Below are 17,879 nucleotides of genomic sequence, written 5' to 3' on the forward strand. Positions count from 1 at the left end.
TCGCGAAACGAGCGAAGGCGACCCAAGGGTCGCCTTCGTGCTTTTTGCCATTGTTAAACTTTCGCGGTGACGACCATCTTCTTCGCGTGTGCCAAAGACTCTTTGGTCAGATCGATACCGCCCAACATCCTTGCGACTTCTTCTATACGGTCGTTCTTGCTCAGCTTGGAGACGGCGGTGTGTGTTGCCTCTTCCCCGCGTACTTTGTGTACGAACAGATGCTGATGCCCCTGAGCTGCCACTTGCGGCAAGTGCGTGACGGTCAATACTTGGCCGCGCTCACCGAGTCGGCGCAATAACTGGCCGACAATTTCAGCCGTCGGGCCGCCGATGCCCACGTCGACTTCGTCGAACACCAGGGTTGGAACGCGAGAGGTCTGTGCGGTGATCACCTGGATTGCCAGGCTGATTCTTGATAGTTCACCGCCAGATGCTACTTTCGCCAGCGCCTTCAGCGGTTGGCCGGGGTTGGCGCTCACCAGCAATTCGACTTGTTCGAGGCCGTTAGGCAAGAGTTCGTCGCTGCTGTTGGCGCGCAGTTCGATGGTGAATCGACCGCCCGGCATGCCCAGCCGTTGAATCTCCTGTTCCACCGCACTGGCCAGGTTGTCAGCGGCCTGATGGCGCAAATCGCTCAGCTCCCGTGCCTTTTCCTGGTAGTGGCGGGCATAGGAGGCCAACTCTTCGCCCAATCGCTCAATGGATTCGTCATTGGCATTGAGCGTTTCGATTTCATCCAGCAGTTTTTGCTGCATTTCACTGACTTCGGTCGGCTGGATCCGATGCTTGCGCGCCAGCGTGTAAATGGCGTCGAGGCGCTCTTCCAGATATTGCAGGCGTGCCGGGTCGGCATCGAAGTTATCGAGGAAGCGATTAAGTTCACCGACAGCCTCTTCGACCTGAATCTGCGCGCTGGTCAACAAACTGCTGGCCTCGCCGAGGGCGCCAACGGAGTTGTTCACGCTCGACAGGCGATTAAGGCTGGCTGTCAACGCATTCAACACATTCCCGGAATCACTTTCGCTGCATTGTTCGACCACTTGTCGGCAAATGCCGAGCAGGGTTTCAGCATTGGTCAGGTTCTTGTGTTCCTGCTCCAGTTGTTCGAGTTCGTTGTCGCCGAGCCCGAGGTTTTCGAGTTCTTCGAGTTGGTAGCTGAGCAGCTGATGACGAGCGCGCTGTTCGTCGCCGGAGTTGGAGAGACGCTCCAGCTCCTGGCGAGTCTGACGCCAGCGCTGCGCCGCCAGTTGTACCTGACGGGCGAGGTCGGTCGCCCCTGCGTATTCGTCCAGCAGGCGACGATGGGTATCGGTTTTCAGAAGAGACTGGTGTTCGTGCTGGCTGTGGATATCGATCAGCAATTCGCCAAGGGACTTTAAATCGCCAAGCGGGCAGGGCGTACCGTTGATATAGCCACGAGAGCGTCCTTCCGAAGTGATGACGCGGCGCAGGATGCACGGCCCGTCGATGTCCAGATCGCGCTCGGCCAGCCAAGCGCTGGCTTCGGGGATATCGGCCAGGTCGAAGGTTGCCAGGATATCGGCCTTGTCGGCGCCCGGGCGGACTACGCCGCTGTCGGCACGATCGCCAAGGGTCAGGCCCAGGGCGTCAAGCATGATCGACTTGCCGGCGCCGGTTTCCCCTGTGATCACGCTCATCCCGCGATCAAGTTCAAGATCGAGATGTTCAACGATGGCGTAGTTATGTACGGACAGGTGCACCAGCATAAAGGCCGCTCCCAGGCTTTAGGTCTGGTTATTTATACAGTGTTTTGTTCGGGGCTGACAATGCCCTCACTTAGGTCGTTTCGCTTGAGCAATGCAAATGCTTAGCTCATCGAGGAATGAAAAAAAGCAGCACTTTTTTGTAGGGTTAATGCTTGAGCCCCTTGAAGACTGATTTTGCGGCCCCATATATCGGGGCAGAAGCGCGAGTCGAACTCGCGGACGATATTGAAAGGAGAATTCTATGGCTGACGAACAGACAGTAGATAAGCAAAACCCAGAAGCCAATCAGGCGCCCGAGGGTTCGGGTGACGACCTGGCGACCCGTGTACAAGTGCTCGAAGAGCAATTGGCCGCCGCGCAGGATCAGTCTCTGCGTGTTGCTGCCGATCTGCAGAACGTCCGTCGTCGTGCCGAGCAGGACGTGGAGAAGGCGCACAAGTTTGCGCTGGAAAAATTCGCCAGCGACCTGCTGCCGATCGTCGACAGCCTGGAGCGCGGCCTCGAGTTGTCGAACCCGGACGACGAAAGCATCCGTCCGATGCGCGAAGGTATCGAGCTGACCCTGAAAATGTTCCACGACACCCTCAAGCGTTATCAGCTTGAAGCGATCGATCCGCATGGCGAACCGTTCAACGCCGTTCAGCATCAGGCAATGGCCATGCAGGAAAGCGCAGACGTCGAGCCGAACAGTGTTCTGAAGGTGTTCCAGAAGGGCTATCAGCTCAACGGTCGCCTGCTGCGCCCGGCCATGGTCGTGGTCAGCAAGGCGCCGGCGCCAGTTTCGCCTTCTATTGATGAGCAGGCTTGAAATTAGCCGCAAGGCCCCCATTTAGAAGTCAAGCGTTTAAGTGCTACCGCAGTCAGCCACCACTGCTGCGGCATCCAAATCCAAAGTTTCGGGAGAGTTAACATGGGCAAAATTATCGGTATCGACCTGGGGACTACCAACTCCTGCGTCTCCGTGCTGGAAAACGGCAAAGCAAAAGTTATTGAAAACGCTGAAGGCGCGCGTACCACGCCGTCGATCATCGCTTACGCCAACGATGGCGAAATTCTGGTTGGTCAGTCTGCCAAGCGTCAGGCAGTCACCAACCCGCACAACACTCTGTACGCAGTAAAGCGTCTGATCGGTCGTCGTTTCGACGAAGAAGTTGTGCAGAAAGACATCCAGATGGTTCCTTACAAGATCGCCAAGGCTGACAACGGCGACGCTTGGGTTGAGGTGAACGGCCAGAAAATGGCACCGCCACAAATCTCGGCTGAAATCCTGAAAAAGATGAAAAAGACCGCCGAAGATTATCTCGGCGAAGAAGTCACCGAAGCAGTGATCACTGTTCCGGCCTACTTCAACGACAGCCAGCGTCAGGCAACCAAAGACGCCGGCCGCATCGCGGGTCTGGACGTTAAACGCATCATCAACGAACCAACCGCAGCTGCTCTGGCTTACGGTATGGACAAGGCCAAGGGCGATCACACCGTGATCGTTTACGACCTGGGTGGCGGTACTTTCGACGTCTCCGTAATCGAGATCGCTGAAGTTGACGGCGAGCACCAGTTCGAAGTGTTGGCCACCAACGGTGACACGTTCCTGGGCGGTGAAGACTTCGACATTCGTCTGATCGACTACCTCGTTGACGAATTCAAGAAAGAAAGCGGCATGAACCTTAAAGGTGACCCGCTGGCCATGCAGCGCCTGAAAGAAGCCGCTGAGAAAGCCAAGATCGAGTTGTCGTCTGCTCAGTCGACCGACGTCAACCTGCCGTACATCACTGCAGATGCCACCGGTCCTAAGCACTTGAACGTGAAAATTTCGCGTTCCAAGCTCGAAGCACTGGTTGAAGACCTGGTTCAGCGCACCATCGAACCTTGCCGCATCGCCATGAAAGACGCAGGTCTGGACGTTGGCGCGATCAACGACGTGATTCTGGTCGGTGGTCAGACCCGTATGCCGCTGGTACAGAAGCTGGTTACCGATTTCTTCGGTAAAGAAGCGCGTAAAGACGTTAACCCGGACGAAGCTGTTGCCATGGGTGCTGCCATCCAGGGCGCCGTTCTGGCTGGTGACGTGAAAGACGTTCTGCTGCTCGACGTCAGCCCGCTGACCCTGGGTATTGAAACCATGGGTGGCGTGATGACCGCGCTGATCGAGAAAAACACCACGATTCCTACCAAGAAATCGCAAGTGTTCTCGACTGCCGACGACAACCAGGGCGCCGTGACCATCCACGTCCTGCAAGGCGAGCGTAAGCAAGCCACGCAGAACAAGTCCTTGGGCAAGTTCGACCTGGCCGACATTCCACCTGCACCACGTGGCGTGCCGCAGATCGAAGTAACCTTCGACATCGACGCAAACGGCATCCTGCACGTTGGCGCGAAAGACAAGGCGACCGGCAAGACTCAGTCGATCGTGATCAAGGCCAACTCCGGCCTGTCCGACGAAGAAATCGAGCGCATGGTGCGTGACGCCGAGGCGAATGCCGAGGAAGACCGCAAGTTCGAAGAGCTGGCTGGCGCCCGTAACCAGGGTGATGCACTGGTTCACTCGACTCGCAAAATGATCGCTGACGCGGGTGACAAAGTTACCGCCGAAGAGAAGACCGCGATCGAAGCTGCCGTGGTTGCTCTGGAAGCCGCTGTGAAAGGCGACGACAAGGCTGCCATCGAAGCGAAAGTCGAAGAGCTGTCGAAAGTATCTGCTCCGGTTGCTCAGAAGATGTACGCCGAACAGGCTCAGCCTGCTGAAGGCGCAGCACCGCAGGACGACAAAGCTGAAAAAGCCGACGATGTTGTCGATGCTGAGTTCGAAGAAGTTAAAGACCACAAGTAAGTTGTTGGTCGGCCGGTTGACTGCCTTCAGGCGGTGACTGGTAGGATGTCGCCGCGCGGGAGCTTGCTCCCGCGTTGGCGTATCTGGAATACGCGAATTTTTACAGCATGCGACAAGGTTCGCGTGTTGGTGGTATGGCCGGGAATGCTCCTGCTTTTCGCGCCGAAAGTACCGCATGAATCAAAGACCAGGATCGTTGAATTGACGTGAGTTGGGTCCGGGCCTGTATTGGGGCTCAACGAGTTTGGCCACCTCAGGAGGGGTTTGCCGAACGTCCTCAAGAGTGCGAAGAACTTATGGCAAAGCGTGATTATTACGAAGTGTTGGGTGTTGAGCGTGGCTCAACCGATGCGGACCTGAAAAAGGCCTATCGTCGTCTGGCGATGAAGCATCACCCGGACCGTAATCCCGATGACAAAGCATCGGAAGAACTGTTCAAAGAGGCCAACGAGGCCTACGAAGTGCTGTCCGATTCGAGCAAGCGCGCGGCGTACGACCAATACGGTCATGCTGGCGTTGATCCGAGCATGGGTGGCGGCGGTGCCGGTTTCGGCGGTCAGAACTTCTCTGACATCTTTGGCGATGTCTTCAGTGACTTCTTCGGCGGCGGTCGCGGCGGTTCCCGTGGCGGCGCCCAGCGTGGCAGCGATTTGCGCTACACCCTGGAGCTGAATCTGGAAGAAGCGGTGCGCGGCACCTCGGTGAATATCCGCGTGCCGACACTGGTCAATTGCAAGCCGTGCGATGGTTCGGGCGCCAAGAAAGGCTCGTCGCCTTCGACGTGCCCGACGTGCGGCGGCATCGGTCAGGTGCGCATGCAGCAGGGTTTCTTTTCGGTTCAGCAGACCTGTCCGCGCTGCCATGGCCAAGGCAAGATCATTTCCGATCCGTGCGATTCCTGCCATGGCGACGGTCGTGTCGAAGAGTACAAAACCCTGTCGGTCAAAGTACCGGCCGGCGTTGATACTGGCGACCGCATCCGTCTGTCTGGTGAAGGCGAGGCGGGGACTCAGGGTGGCCCGACTGGCGACCTGTACGTGGTCATCAATGTCCGCGAACACGACATCTTCCAGCGTGACGGCAAGCATCTGTTCTGCGAAGTACCGATCAGCTTTGTCGATGCAGCGTTGGGTGGTGAGCTGGAGATTCCGACCCTCGACGGTCGCGTCAAACTGAAAATCCCCGAAGGCACGCAGACCGGCAAACAATTCCGCGTCCGCGGTAAAGGCGTGGCGCCAGTGCGTGGCGGTGGTGCGGGCGACCTGATGTGTCGTGTGGCCGTCGAGACCCCGGTCAATCTGAACCGTCGTCAGCGTGAATTGCTGGAAGAGTTCCGCAGCTCGTTGGCCGATGACAACAGTCATTCGCCGAAAACCACCGGTTGGTTCGACGGTGTAAAGCGCTTCTTCGGCGATTTGTAAGGAGTCGGCATGCGACGTATTGCAGTGATGGGCGCCGCCGGGCGCATGGGTAAGATTCTGGTCGAGGCCGTGCAGCAGCGCGCGCCGCTGACCGGGCTGACTGCTGCGATCGTTCGCCCGGGCAGCACGCTGATCGGCGTCGATGCCGGTGAGTTGGCATCGCTGGGGCGAATCGGCGTGCCGTTGTCTGGTCATGTTGAATCAGTAGCGGATGAGTTCGATGTGCTGATCGATTTCACGCTGCCTGAAGTCATGCTTAAAAACCTGGCCTTCTGTCGTAAGGCAGGCAAGGCCATGGTCATCGGCACTACCGGTCTGGATGCCGCGCAGAAACATCTGTTGGCCGAGGCGGGCAAGGATATTCCCATCGTGTTCGCTGCCAACTTCAGTGTTGGGGTCAATCTGTCGCTGAAGCTGCTTGATATGGCTGCGCGTGTGCTGGGTGATGATGCGGATATCGAAATCATCGAAGCGCATCACCGGCACAAGATCGATGCGCCGTCAGGTACGGCGTTGCGCATGGGTGAAGTGATTGCCAGCGCGCTGGATCGTGATCTGCAGAAGGTTTCGGTCTATGGGCGTGAAGGTCACACCGGTGTACGCGAGCGTGAAACCATTGGTTTTGCCACGGTGCGCGGTGGGGATGTAGTCGGTGATCACACGGTGCTGTTCGCCTGTGAAGGTGAGCGGCTCGAGATCACGCACAAGGCTTCCAGTCGCATGACGTTCGCCAAGGGAGCGGTGCGCGCTGCTTTGTGGCTGGATGGTCGCGCGCCGGGTCTTTACGACATGCAAGACGTGCTCGACCTGCATTAAGTGCTACAGAAACCGGGTTCAAACCACATGTTTGAGCCCGGTTTTATCCGCCAAGCGACGCCCTGTCGCATTCTCTGCCCTTTCGGGCTCATTGGCGGTAGACCAAAAAAGCCTTTTTCTGTAAGCTACAGCTTTAGTGTGTCCACTAAAAGCGCGCAGAATAATTCAGTGAACAAGCGGGGTGACGTGTCCATACGTCATTCCGCTTTTTTACAACCTGCGATCGCCCTTTCATGCGTTATTTACGGGAGGTCTTCTTGACTAAGCCAGCCATACTTGCCCTTGCTGATGGCAGCATTTTTCGCGGCGAAGCCATTGGTGCCGACGGTCAAACCGTTGGTGAGGTGGTGTTCAACACCGCAATGACCGGCTATCAGGAAATCCTTACCGATCCTTCCTACGCCCAACAGATCGTTACCCTGACCTACCCGCACATTGGCAACACCGGCACCACGCCGGAAGATGCCGAGTCGGATCGCGTCTGGTCTGCCGGTCTGGTCATCCGCGACCTGCCGCTCGTGGCGAGCAACTGGCGTAACACGATGTCCCTGGACGATTACCTGAAAGCCAACAATGTTGTGGCAATCGCCGGTATCGACACCCGTCGCCTGACCCGCATCCTGCGGGAAAAAGGCGCCCAGAACGGCTGCATCATGGCCGGCGACAACATCTCTGAAGAAGCCGCCATTGCCGCAGCGCAAGGCTTCCCGGGTCTGAAAGGCATGGATCTGGCGAAAGTCGTCAGCACCAAGAAGCAATACGAATGGCGCTCGACAGTCTGGGATCTGAAAACCGACAGCCACGCGACCATCGAAGCCTCCGAGCTGCCATACCACGTGGTTGCCTACGACTACGGCGTCAAGGTCAACATCCTGCGCATGCTGGTCGAGCGCGGCTGCCGCGTCACCGTCGTGCCGGCGCAAACGCCTGCTGCCGACGTACTGGCGCTGAAACCGGATGGCGTGTTCCTGTCCAACGGCCCTGGTGACCCGGAGCCATGCGACTACGCCATCAAGGCGATCAAGGAAGTGCTGGAAACCGAAATTCCGGTATTCGGCATCTGCCTCGGTCACCAGCTGCTGGCTTTGGCCTCCGGCGCCAAGACCCTGAAAATGGGCCACGGCCACCACGGTGCCAACCACCCGGTACAGGATCTGGACACTGGCGTCGTGATGATCACCAGCCAGAACCACGGTTTTGCGGTAGACGAAGAAACCCTGCCAGCCAACGTTCGCGCGATCCACAAATCGCTGTTCGACGGCACCCTGCAAGGTATCGAGCGCACCGACAAGAGCGCGTTCAGCTTCCAGGGTCACCCTGAAGCGAGCCCGGGCCCGAACGATGTGGCGCCACTGTTCGACCGCTTCATCAACGAGATGGCCAAGCGACGCTAAGCGTTCGCCTTGAGACTGTAGAGAGAAGCCCCTCGAGGGTGGCCCCGCTACCGGCGGCCCCTTCGAGGCTTCAGAAATCGATCAAGACGGCTTGCCGACTGACCTGCGGATTTGAGTGACAAACCCATGCCAAAACGTACAGACATTAAAAGCATCCTGATTCTCGGCGCTGGCCCGATCGTTATCGGCCAGGCCTGCGAATTCGACTACTCCGGTGCCCAGGCTTGCAAAGCCCTGCGCGAAGAGGGTTACCGCGTCATCCTGGTGAACTCCAACCCTGCCACCATCATGACCGACCCGTCGATGGCCGACGCGACCTACATCGAACCGATCAAATGGCAGACCGTTGCCAAGATCATTGAGAAAGAGCGTCCAGACGCACTGCTGCCGACCATGGGCGGCCAGACCGCTCTGAACTGTGCCCTCGACCTGGAGCGCGAAGGCGTTCTGGAGAAGTTCGGTGTGGAAATGATCGGCGCCAACGCCGACACCATCGACAAGGCTGAAGACCGTTCGCGTTTCGACAAGGCGATGAAATCCATCGGCTTGGCGTGCCCGCGCTCCGGTATCGCCCACAGCATGGAAGAAGCCAACGCGGTTCTCGAAACCCTGGGCTTCCCGTGCATCATCCGCCCGTCGTTCACCATGGGTGGCACCGGCGGCGGTATTGCTTACAACCGTGAAGAGTTCGAAGAAATCTGCGCCCGTGGTCTGGACCTGTCGCCGACCAAAGAGCTGCTGATCGACGAATCGCTGATCGGCTGGAAAGAATATGAAATGGAAGTTGTCCGCGACAAAAAGGACAACTGCATCATCGTCTGCTCGATCGAAAACTTCGACCCGATGGGCGTGCACACCGGTGACTCGATCACTGTTGCCCCGGCTCAGACCTTGACCGACAAGGAATACCAGATCCTGCGTAACGCCTCCCTGGCGGTACTGCGCGAGATCGGCGTCGAGACTGGCGGTTCCAACGTGCAGTTCGGTATCTGCCCGAACACTGGCCGTATGGTCGTGATCGAGATGAACCCGCGTGTATCGCGTTCCTCGGCTCTGGCCTCGAAAGCCACTGGTTTCCCGATCGCCAAAGTCGCCGCCAAACTGGCTGTGGGCTACACCCTCGACGAACTGTCGAACGACATCACCGGCGGCAAGACCCCGGCGTCCTTTGAGCCGTCGATCGACTACGTCGTCACCAAGCTGCCACGCTTCGCCTTCGAGAAATTCCCGAAAGCCGACGCACGCCTGACCACGCAAATGAAGTCGGTGGGTGAGGTCATGGCTATCGGCCGGACTTTCCAGGAATCCCTGCAGAAAGCCCTGCGTGGTCTGGAAGTGGGCGTTTGCGGCCTGGACGAGAAGCTCGACCTGAGCAACCCGGAAAGCATGAGCATCCTCAAGCGCGAACTGACCGTGCCGGGCGCCGAGCGCATCTGGTACGTGGCTGACGCGTTCCGCGCCGGTCTGTCGGTCGAAGACATCTTCGGCATGAACATGATCGATCCGTGGTTCCTGGTGCAGATCGAAGATCTGATCAAGGAAGAAGAGAAGGTCAAGACCCTCGGTCTGTCCTCGATCGACCGCGACCTGATGTTCAAGCTCAAGCGCAAAGGCTTCTCCGATCAGCGTCTGGCCAAGCTGCTGGGTGTTACCGAGAAGAACCTGCGGACTCATCGTCACAAGCTGGAAGTGTTCCCGGTCTACAAGCGCGTTGACACTTGCGCTGCCGAGTTCGCCACTGATACCGCCTATATGTATTCGACCTACGAGGAAGAATGCGAAGCAGCGCCGTCGGGTCGCGACAAGATCATCATCCTCGGCGGTGGTCCAAACCGTATCGGTCAGGGCATCGAGTTCGACTACTGCTGCGTACACGCCGCCCTCGCTCTGCGCGAAGACGGGTACGAGACCATCATGGTCAACTGCAACCCGGAAACCGTTTCCACTGACTACGACACTTCCGACCGTCTGTACTTCGAATCGGTAACCCTGGAAGACGTGCTGGAAATCTGCCGCGTCGAGAAGCCGAAAGGCGTCATCGTCCAGTACGGCGGCCAGACCCCGCTGAAACTGGCTCGCGCCCTGGAAGCTGCAGGCGTGCCGATCATCGGCACCAGCCCTGACGCCATCGACCGTGCCGAAGACCGTGAGCGCTTCCAGCAAATGGTTGAGCGCCTGAACCTGCGTCAGCCGCCAAATGCTACTGTGCGCAGCGAAGACGAAGCCATTCGCGCTGCGGCCAAGATCGGTTATCCGCTGGTGGTTCGCCCGTCCTACGTGTTGGGCGGCCGTGCGATGGAAATCGTCTACGAAGAAGAAGAACTCAAGCGCTATCTGCGTGATGCAGTGAAAGTGTCCAACGACAGCCCGGTGCTGCTCGACCACTTCCTCAACTGCGCCATCGAGATGGACGTGGATGCGGTCTGCGACGGCAAAGACGTGGTCATCGGCGCGATCATGCAGCACATCGAACAAGCTGGCGTTCACTCCGGTGACTCCGCTTGCTCGCTGCCGCCGTACTCGCTGCCGGCGCACATCCAGGACGAGATGCGTGAACAGGTCAAGAAAATGGCCCTGGAGCTGGGCGTTGTCGGCCTGATGAACGTGCAGTTGGCGCTGCAAGGCGAAGACATCTACGTCATCGAAGTCAACCCGCGCGCTTCCCGTACCGTGCCGTTCGTATCCAAGTGCATCGGCGTTTCCCTGGCCATGATCGCGGCTCGCGTGATGGCGGGTAAAACCCTGAAAGAAATCGGCTTCACCAAAGAAATCATCCCGAACTTCTACAGTGTGAAGGAGGCGGTGTTCCCATTCGCCAAATTCCCTGGCGTTGACCCGATCCTCGGCCCTGAAATGAAGTCGACCGGTGAAGTGATGGGCGTCGGCGACACCTTCGGTGAAGCATTCGCCAAAGCCCAGATGGGCGCGAGCGAAGTGCTGCCAACCGGTGGCACTGCATTCATCAGTGTGCGCGACGATGACAAACCACTGGTTGCAGGCGTGGCCCGTGATCTGATCAACTTGGGCTTCGAAGTGGTTGCCACTGCCGGTACTGCCAAGCTGATCGAAGCCGCAGGCCTGAAAGTGCGTCGTGTGAACAAGGTGACCGAGGGTCGTCCGCACGTGGTCGACATGATCAAGAATGACGAAGTCACGCTGATCATCAACACCACCGAAGGTCGCCAGTCGATCGCCGATTCCTACTCCATTCGTCGTAATGCCTTGCAGCACAAGATTTACTGTACCACCACCATTGCTGCTGGCGAAGCTATCTGTGAAGCGCTGAAATTCGGTCCGGAAAAGACCGTGCGTCGCTTGCAGGATCTACACGCAGGATTGAAGGCATGAGCATAACCAAGTACCCAATGACAGTTCAGGGCGCGAAAGCCCTGGAAGAAGAACACACTCACCTGACCAAGGTCGTCCGTCCGAAGCTCAGCCAGGACATCGGGACGGCCCGCGAGTTGGGTGACCTGAAAGAGAACGCGGAATACCATGCCGCCCGCGAACAGCAGGGCATGGTCGAGGCGCGGATTCGTGACATCGAAGGCCGGATTCAGAATCAGGTCATCATTGATGTCACGACCATTCCTCATACCGGCAAAGTGATCTTCGGTACCACCGTCGAAATCGCCAACGTCGAGACGGATGAAAGCGTCACTTACCACATCGTGGGTGAGGATGAGGCTGACTTCAAACTCGGTAAGATTTCGGTCGGTTCGCCTCTGGCCCGCGCCTTGATCGGCAAGGAAGAGGGCGATACGGTCGCCGTGAAAACGCCAGGCGGCGTTATCGAGTACGAGATTGTCGAAGTCCGTCACATTTGAAACCGGGCGCCCGCTGCATGCGGGCGCCATGCTTTGGCAGCTGACCCAGATGTTGTGGGTTGGCGGTCTCTGGCTGATTCATTTCGGTTTGCAGCCGGCGTTGGTCAAGATTGGCCTGGCGCCGCTGTTGATCGACGAAGTTGCCAGTGCATTTGAAGTGCTGGTGGTGGGTTTTTCCGCTGCATGCGTGATATTTCAGGCTTTGGTGCTTTTACAGGCCGAAGGCCTTGCCAGTCTATGGCGGGATTTTCGCGGGCAGGTACTGTTGATGGCGTTGTACGCGTGTGCGATGTATGTCGCAGTGCGTGTCGGCTGGCCTGATGCGCAGCGCTGGCAGGTGTTCAGTTATCTGGTGCTGGGGTTTTCCGGGCTGGTGCTGGTGATGCAACCGGTACCGGGATGGAGTGGCAGGGTGCGCGAAGCACACCCTTGACCCTTGTCATCACTTGAAGCGATGAACGTTCGACAGCTGCTTGTTGACGCTGAAGTTCTTGCGGTAAAGCAGTGCCATCTTGCCGATGACCTGAACCAGATCAGCCTTGCCGACCTTGCACAGTTCTGCAATGGACGCCAGGCGCGACTCGCGATCGAGGATGTTGAGCTTGATTTTGATCAGCTCGTGATCCGCCAAAGCGCGTTCAAGTTCGGCTAACACACCTTCAGTCAAACCGTTGTCAGCCACAGTCAGAACTGGTTTCAGATGGTGGCCAATGGATTTGTACTGTTTCTTCTGCTCTGGAGTGAGCGGCATAATCTGACCCTTTCGTCTGGATTCTGTAAAATGGCGGCCATTTTACCCGAGGGTTCGTGGATCCGCCCAACTAATCACGACCCTTATCATCGAGGTGCCCAATGGCGCGTTCCAAGACAAGCCTTGGTTGGCTGAAAAGACATGTCAATGATCCCTATGTGAAGCAGGCACAGAAGGATGGCTACCGTTCGCGTGCGAGTTACAAACTTCTGGAGGTCCAGGAGAAATACAAGCTGATCCGTCCTGGCATGAGCGTTGTCGATCTGGGTGCGGCGCCTGGTGGCTGGTCTCAGGTCACTAGCCGACTGATCGGTGGTCAGGGGCGTCTGATCGCCTCGGACATCCTGGAGATGGACAGTATTCCTGACGTGACTTTCATCCAGGGGGACTTCACCGAAGACGCAGTGCTCGCGCGCATCCTTGAAGCCGTGGGTAATTCGCAGGTGGACCTTGTGATTTCCGATATGGCCCCCAATATGAGTGGTACGCCTGAAGTGGATATGCCCAAAGCCATGTTCCTTTGCGAGCTGGCTCTTGATTTGGCGGAGCGGATACTCAAGCCGGGTGGTAATTTTGTTATCAAGATCTTTCAGGGCGAAGGTTTCGATGTTTACCTGAAGGACGCTCGCAAGAAGTTCGACAAGATCCAGATGATCAAGCCGGACTCGTCACGGGGCAGCTCCAGAGAGCAATACATGCTGGCTTGGGGATATCGCGGCCGCAGCGAGTAAAGTGACGTGATTCGACCAGGGCGATAGGTTTTTCGCATTTTGCTCCGGACGCATTAACGAATATTGTGTAGAAAGTGTTTCACAAAGGGTTACAGACGGCGCCTGCCAGAGTTGTAGGTAATGTAGTAAGTTAGGCCGGTGAATATCATGCGAAGCGCGCGCCAGTAGCGGAGCTTGCTTCAGAGGGTAGTTAATTGAACGATATGGCAAAGAATCTGATCCTGTGGTTGATCATCGCGGCTGTCCTGGTGACGGTGATGAACAACTTCTCCAGCCCTAACGAGCCGCAGACCCTCAACTATTCCGACTTCATCCAGCAGGTCAAGGATGGCAAGGTCGAGCGCGTAGCCGTTGATGGTTATGTGATTACCGGCAAACGCAGCGATGGCGACAGCTTCAAGACCATTCGTCCGGCTATTCAGGACAATGGCCTGATCGGCGATCTGGTCGACAACCACGTTGTGGTTGAAGGCAAGCAGCCTGAGCAGCAAAGCATCTGGACCCAGCTTCTGGTGGCCAGCTTCCCGATCCTGGTGATCATCGCGGTGTTCATGTTCTTCATGCGCCAGATGCAGGGCGGTGCCGGTGGCAAGGGCGGGCCGATGAGCTTTGGCAAGAGCAAGGCGCGCCTGCTGTCCGAAGATCAGGTGAAAACCACTTTGGCTGACGTTGCCGGTTGCGATGAAGCCAAGGAAGAAGTTGGTGAACTGGTTGAGTTCCTCCGTGATCCGGGCAAGTTCCAGCGTCTGGGCGGTCGAATTCCTCGCGGTGTATTGATGGTCGGTCCTCCGGGTACCGGTAAAACCTTGCTGGCCAAGGCAATTGCCGGCGAAGCCAAGGTGCCGTTCTTCACCATTTCCGGTTCCGACTTTGTCGAGATGTTCGTTGGTGTCGGTGCGAGCCGCGTCCGTGACATGTTCGAGCAGGCCAAGAAGCACGCTCCTTGCATCATCTTCATTGATGAAATCGACGCTGTCGGTCGCCACCGTGGTGCCGGCATGGGCGGTGGTCACGATGAGCGTGAGCAGACTCTCAACCAGCTGCTGGTTGAGATGGACGGCTTTGAAATGAATGACGGCATCATCGTGATCGCTGCAACCAACCGTCCTGACGTACTCGACCCTGCGCTGCTGCGTCCGGGCCGTTTCGACCGGCAGGTTGTGGTTGGTCTGCCGGACATCCGTGGTCGCGAACAGATTCTCAAGGTTCACATGCGTAAAGTGCCGATGGGTGACGACGTCGCTCCAGGTGTTATCGCGCGTGGTACCCCGGGCTTCTCCGGTGCCGATCTGGCCAACCTGGTCAACGAAGCTTCGCTTTTCGCTGCTCGCAGCGGCAAGCGCATCGTCGAGATGAAGGAATTCGAGCTGGCCAAAGACAAGATCATGATGGGCGCCGAGCGCAAATCGATGGTCATGTCCGAAAAAGAAAAGCAGAACACCGCTTATCACGAGGCTGGCCACGCTATTGTTGGTCGCGTCGTGCCTGAGCATGATCCGGTCTACAAAGTCTCGATCATTCCACGCGGTCGTGCACTGGGTGTGACGATGTTCCTGCCGGAAGAGGATCGCTATAGCCTGTCCAAGCGTGCGTTGATCAGTCAGATCTGCTCGCTGTACGGCGGCCGTATCGCTGAAGAAATGACCCTGGGCTTCGACGGTGTTACCACCGGAGCTTCCAACGACATCATGCGTGCAAGTCAGATTGCGCGAAACATGGTGACCAAGTGGGGCTTGTCGGAAAAACTTGGTCCGCTGATGTATGCCGAAGAAGAGGGAGAAGTGTTCCTCGGTCGCGGCGGTGGTGGCCAGGCTGCCAGCTTCTCTGGTGATACCGCCAAGCTGATCGACTCCGAAGTACGCAGCATCATTGATCAGTGCTACGGCACGGCCAAGCAGATCCTCACGGACAACCGTGACAAGCTCGATGCGATGGCTGATGCTTTGATGAAGTACGAGACAATCGACGCTGAACAGATCGACGACATCATGGCTGGCCGTACGCCTCGCGAGCCTCGCGATTGGTCGGGTGGTACCGGTACACCGCCGCCTCCAGTTGTCCAGGATGAGCGTCCGGAAACACCGATCGGCGGCCCGGCTGCTGACGTTTAAGGTTTGAAATGACTTCTGTTCAGTCCCTGACCCGGTTGCCTTGCGGCAACCGGGTTCTTGATTTGGCCCAGACGCATGTCATGGGCATTCTCAATGTCACTCCCGATTCCTTTTCCGATGGCGGCCGATATAACCAGCTCGACGAGGCCTTGCGTCACGCCGAAGCCATGGTTGCGGCTGGCGCGACGTTAATTGATGTTGGCGGCGAATCCACTCGCCCTGGCGCCCGCGCGGTGTCACCGCTGGAAGAGCTCGAGCGCGTGGCGCCTATTGTCGAGCTGATCAATCGCGAACTCGACGTGATCATCTCGGTCGATACGTCGACACCTGCCGTGATGCGCGAAACCGCGCGGCTTGGGGCAGGGTTGATCAACGATGTGCGATCGCTACGGCGTGATGGGGCACTGGACGCGGCAGCGGCAACCGGTTTGCCGGTCTGCCTGATGCATATGCTCGGAGAGCCGGGTGATATGCAGGACAATCCTCAATACGATGATGTCACTCGGGAAGTGGGCGAGTTTCTCGCCGAGCGCATGGCGCGATGTGCATTGGCAGGTATTCCGGCTGATCGAATCATCCTTGATCCCGGCTTTGGCTTCGCCAAAACCCTGCAGCACAATCTAAGCTTGTTCAAGCATATGGAAGCCCTGCATGCGCTGGGCCGCCCCTTGCTGGTGGGTGTTTCGCGCAAGAGCATGATCGGGCATGCATTGAATCGTCCAGTGGGCGAACGTTTGTATGGTGGTCTGGCTCTGGCTGCACTGGCGTCGGTCAAGGGTGCGCGTATATTGCGTGTCCATGATGTGGCGCAAACGATAGATGTCGTGCGAATGATCGCGGCCGTCGAATCAGCCGAATAAGAATGATGGAGCACTAATGAGCAAGAAATATTTTGGTACTGACGGCATTCGTGGTCGAGTCGGTGAATATCCGATTACTCCTGACTTCATGCTCAAGCTTGGCTGGGCTGCCGGCATGGCGTTCCGCAAGATGGGTACCTGCAAGGTACTGGTCGGCAAAGACACGCGAATTTCCGGCTACATGTTCGAGTCGGCGCTCGAGGCTGGTCTGACATCGGCAGGTGCCGATGTCATGTTGCTCGGTCCAATGCCGACGCCCGCCATCGCTTACCTGGCGCGCACGTTCCAGGCTGAGGCCGGTATCGTGATCAGTGCTTCGCACAACCCGCATGATGATAACGGCATCAAATTCTTCTCCGGAAAAGGCACCAAGCTTCCGGACGAGCTGGAGTTGATGATCGAAGAGCTGCTCGACACCCCGATGACCGTGGTCGAGTCGAGCAAGATCGGCAAGGTGTCGCGGATCAACGATGCGTCAGGCCGTTACATTGAATTCTGCAAGAGCAGTGTGCCTACCGGCACCACTTTTTCCGGGCTGAAAATTGTCATCGACTGCGCCCACGGCGCCACCTATAAGGTTGCTCCAAGCGTTTTCCGTGAGCTTGGTGCAGACGTTGTCGTTCTATCGGCCCAACCCAATGGCCTGAATATCAATGACAACTGCGGTTCGACCCATATGGGTCAGCTGCAGGCGGCAGTATTGTCAGAGCACGCTGACCTGGGCATCGCCTTTGATGGTGATGGCGATCGAGTATTGATGGTCGATCACACCGGTGCCATCGTCGATGGCGACGAGTTGCTGTTCATCATTGCGCGTGATTTGCATGAGCGTGGAAAGCTGCAGGGCGGCGTGGTCGGCACCCTGATGAGTAACCTTGGTCTGGAATTGGCGCTCGCCGATCTTTCTATTCCATTCATTCGTGCCAATGTCGGCGATCGCTATGTGATCGCTGAATTGCTGGAGCGTAATTGGCTGGTCGGTGGTGAAAACTCTGGACATGTCGTTTGCTTCAATCACACCACGACGGGCGACGCGATCATTGCGGCTCTGCAAGTGCTGATGGCGCTCAAAACGCGTAACGAAGGCCTGGCGCTAGCTCGCCAAGCGTTGCGCAAGTGCCCTCAGGTGCTGATCAATGTGCGTTTCGGCGGTGGCGAAAGCCCTCTGGAACATCCGGCAGTCAAGGAAGCCAGTGCGCGCGTAACCCAGGCAATGGCGGGGCGTGGACGTGTGCTCCTGCGCAAGTCCGGCACAGAGCCTCTGGTGCGCGTGATGGTCGAAGGCGAGGACGAAACCCTTGTTCGCGGCTATGCCGAAGAACTGGCGAAACTGGTAACTGAAGTTTCTGCCTGATACGGCTTGCAAGCCATGATTGTGTTGGGTAACATCTGCGCCCACTTTGACCGACGAGGT

At 57.5% G+C, this 17,879-nt stretch carries 14 protein-coding genes; 12 read left to right on the forward strand and 2 right to left on the reverse strand.

Going from position 1 to position 17,879, the window contains the following annotated elements; all coding sequences use genetic code 11:
• Window positions 1–53: 53 nt before the first annotated feature.
• Complete coding sequence (recN, locus tag AB4P97_RS27890) at window positions 54–1,727, reverse strand: DNA repair protein RecN (protein ID WP_042557579.1); 1,674 nt, start codon at window positions 1,725–1,727, stop codon at window positions 54–56.
• Between the two features lie 241 nt (window positions 1,728–1,968).
• Here recN and grpE point away from each other — a divergent pair, with 241 nt between their 5' ends.
• The 8 genes from grpE to AB4P97_RS27930 all read left to right on the forward strand — a co-directional run bounded on the left by grpE (window position 1,969) and on the right by AB4P97_RS27930 (window position 12,445).
• A complete protein-coding gene (gene grpE, locus AB4P97_RS27895; protein ID WP_042557580.1) occupies window positions 1,969–2,535 on the forward strand; it encodes a nucleotide exchange factor GrpE in 567 nt (188 codons plus the stop codon).
• A gap of 102 nt (window positions 2,536–2,637) precedes the next feature.
• A complete protein-coding gene (gene dnaK / locus AB4P97_RS27900; protein ID WP_042557581.1) occupies window positions 2,638–4,554 on the forward strand; it encodes a molecular chaperone DnaK in 1,917 nt (638 codons plus the stop codon).
• 296 nt (window positions 4,555–4,850) lie between these two features.
• Window positions 4,851–5,975 carry a molecular chaperone DnaJ gene (gene dnaJ, locus AB4P97_RS27905; RefSeq protein WP_042557582.1) on the forward strand — a complete coding sequence of 375 codons (1,125 nt, stop codon included), beginning with the start codon at window positions 4,851–4,853 and terminating at the stop codon, window positions 5,973–5,975.
• A gap of 9 nt (window positions 5,976–5,984) precedes the next feature.
• The gene (gene dapB / locus AB4P97_RS27910; RefSeq protein ID WP_395601899.1) at window positions 5,985–6,791 is read left to right on the forward strand and encodes a 4-hydroxy-tetrahydrodipicolinate reductase; all 807 of its coding nucleotides are present in this window, start codon (window positions 5,985–5,987) and stop codon (window positions 6,789–6,791) included.
• 257 nt (window positions 6,792–7,048) lie between these two features.
• On the forward strand, window positions 7,049–8,185 hold the full coding sequence (gene carA, locus AB4P97_RS27915) for a glutamine-hydrolyzing carbamoyl-phosphate synthase small subunit (RefSeq protein ID WP_047299697.1): 1,137 nt from the start codon (window positions 7,049–7,051) through the stop codon (window positions 8,183–8,185).
• Window positions 8,186–8,311: 126 nt separating this feature from the next.
• Complete coding sequence (carB, locus tag AB4P97_RS27920; RefSeq protein ID WP_042557585.1) at window positions 8,312–11,533, forward strand: carbamoyl-phosphate synthase large subunit; 3,222 nt, start codon at window positions 8,312–8,314, stop codon at window positions 11,531–11,533.
• 2 nt (window positions 11,534–11,535) lie between these two features.
• The gene (greA, locus tag AB4P97_RS27925; RefSeq protein WP_042561951.1) at window positions 11,536–12,012 is read left to right on the forward strand and encodes a transcription elongation factor GreA; all 477 of its coding nucleotides are present in this window, start codon (window positions 11,536–11,538) and stop codon (window positions 12,010–12,012) included.
• Between the two features lie 28 nt (window positions 12,013–12,040).
• A complete protein-coding gene (locus AB4P97_RS27930) occupies window positions 12,041–12,445 on the forward strand; it encodes a hypothetical protein (protein ID WP_042561952.1) in 405 nt (134 codons plus the stop codon).
• Window positions 12,446–12,454: 9 nt separating this feature from the next.
• Here the strand turns inward: AB4P97_RS27930 and AB4P97_RS27935 are convergent, their stop codons facing one another.
• Window positions 12,455–12,763, reverse strand: coding sequence for a YhbY family RNA-binding protein (locus tag AB4P97_RS27935; RefSeq protein ID WP_042557586.1), 309 nt, complete (start codon window positions 12,761–12,763; stop codon window positions 12,455–12,457).
• Between the two features lie 101 nt (window positions 12,764–12,864).
• Here AB4P97_RS27935 and rlmE point away from each other — a divergent pair, with 101 nt between their 5' ends.
• The 4 genes from rlmE to glmM all read left to right on the forward strand — a co-directional run bounded on the left by rlmE (window position 12,865) and on the right by glmM (window position 17,819).
• Window positions 12,865–13,494: a 23S rRNA (uridine(2552)-2'-O)-methyltransferase RlmE gene (rlmE, locus tag AB4P97_RS27940; RefSeq protein WP_042557587.1), complete on the forward strand. Its 630-nt coding sequence runs from the start codon at window positions 12,865–12,867 to the stop codon at window positions 13,492–13,494.
• A gap of 203 nt (window positions 13,495–13,697) precedes the next feature.
• The gene (ftsH, locus tag AB4P97_RS27945) at window positions 13,698–15,605 is read left to right on the forward strand and encodes an ATP-dependent zinc metalloprotease FtsH (RefSeq protein WP_042557588.1); all 1,908 of its coding nucleotides are present in this window, start codon (window positions 13,698–13,700) and stop codon (window positions 15,603–15,605) included.
• Window positions 15,606–15,613: 8 nt separating this feature from the next.
• A complete protein-coding gene (folP, locus tag AB4P97_RS27950; RefSeq protein WP_042557589.1) occupies window positions 15,614–16,465 on the forward strand; it encodes a dihydropteroate synthase in 852 nt (283 codons plus the stop codon).
• Window positions 16,466–16,481: 16 nt separating this feature from the next.
• The gene (gene glmM, locus AB4P97_RS27955) at window positions 16,482–17,819 is read left to right on the forward strand and encodes a phosphoglucosamine mutase (RefSeq protein ID WP_042557590.1); all 1,338 of its coding nucleotides are present in this window, start codon (window positions 16,482–16,484) and stop codon (window positions 17,817–17,819) included.
• Window positions 17,820–17,879: the final 60 nt, after the last annotated feature.

This window comes from Pseudomonas sp. A1230 (assembly GCF_044218825.1).
Taxonomy (GTDB): domain Bacteria; phylum Pseudomonadota; class Gammaproteobacteria; order Pseudomonadales; family Pseudomonadaceae; genus Aquipseudomonas; species Aquipseudomonas iridis.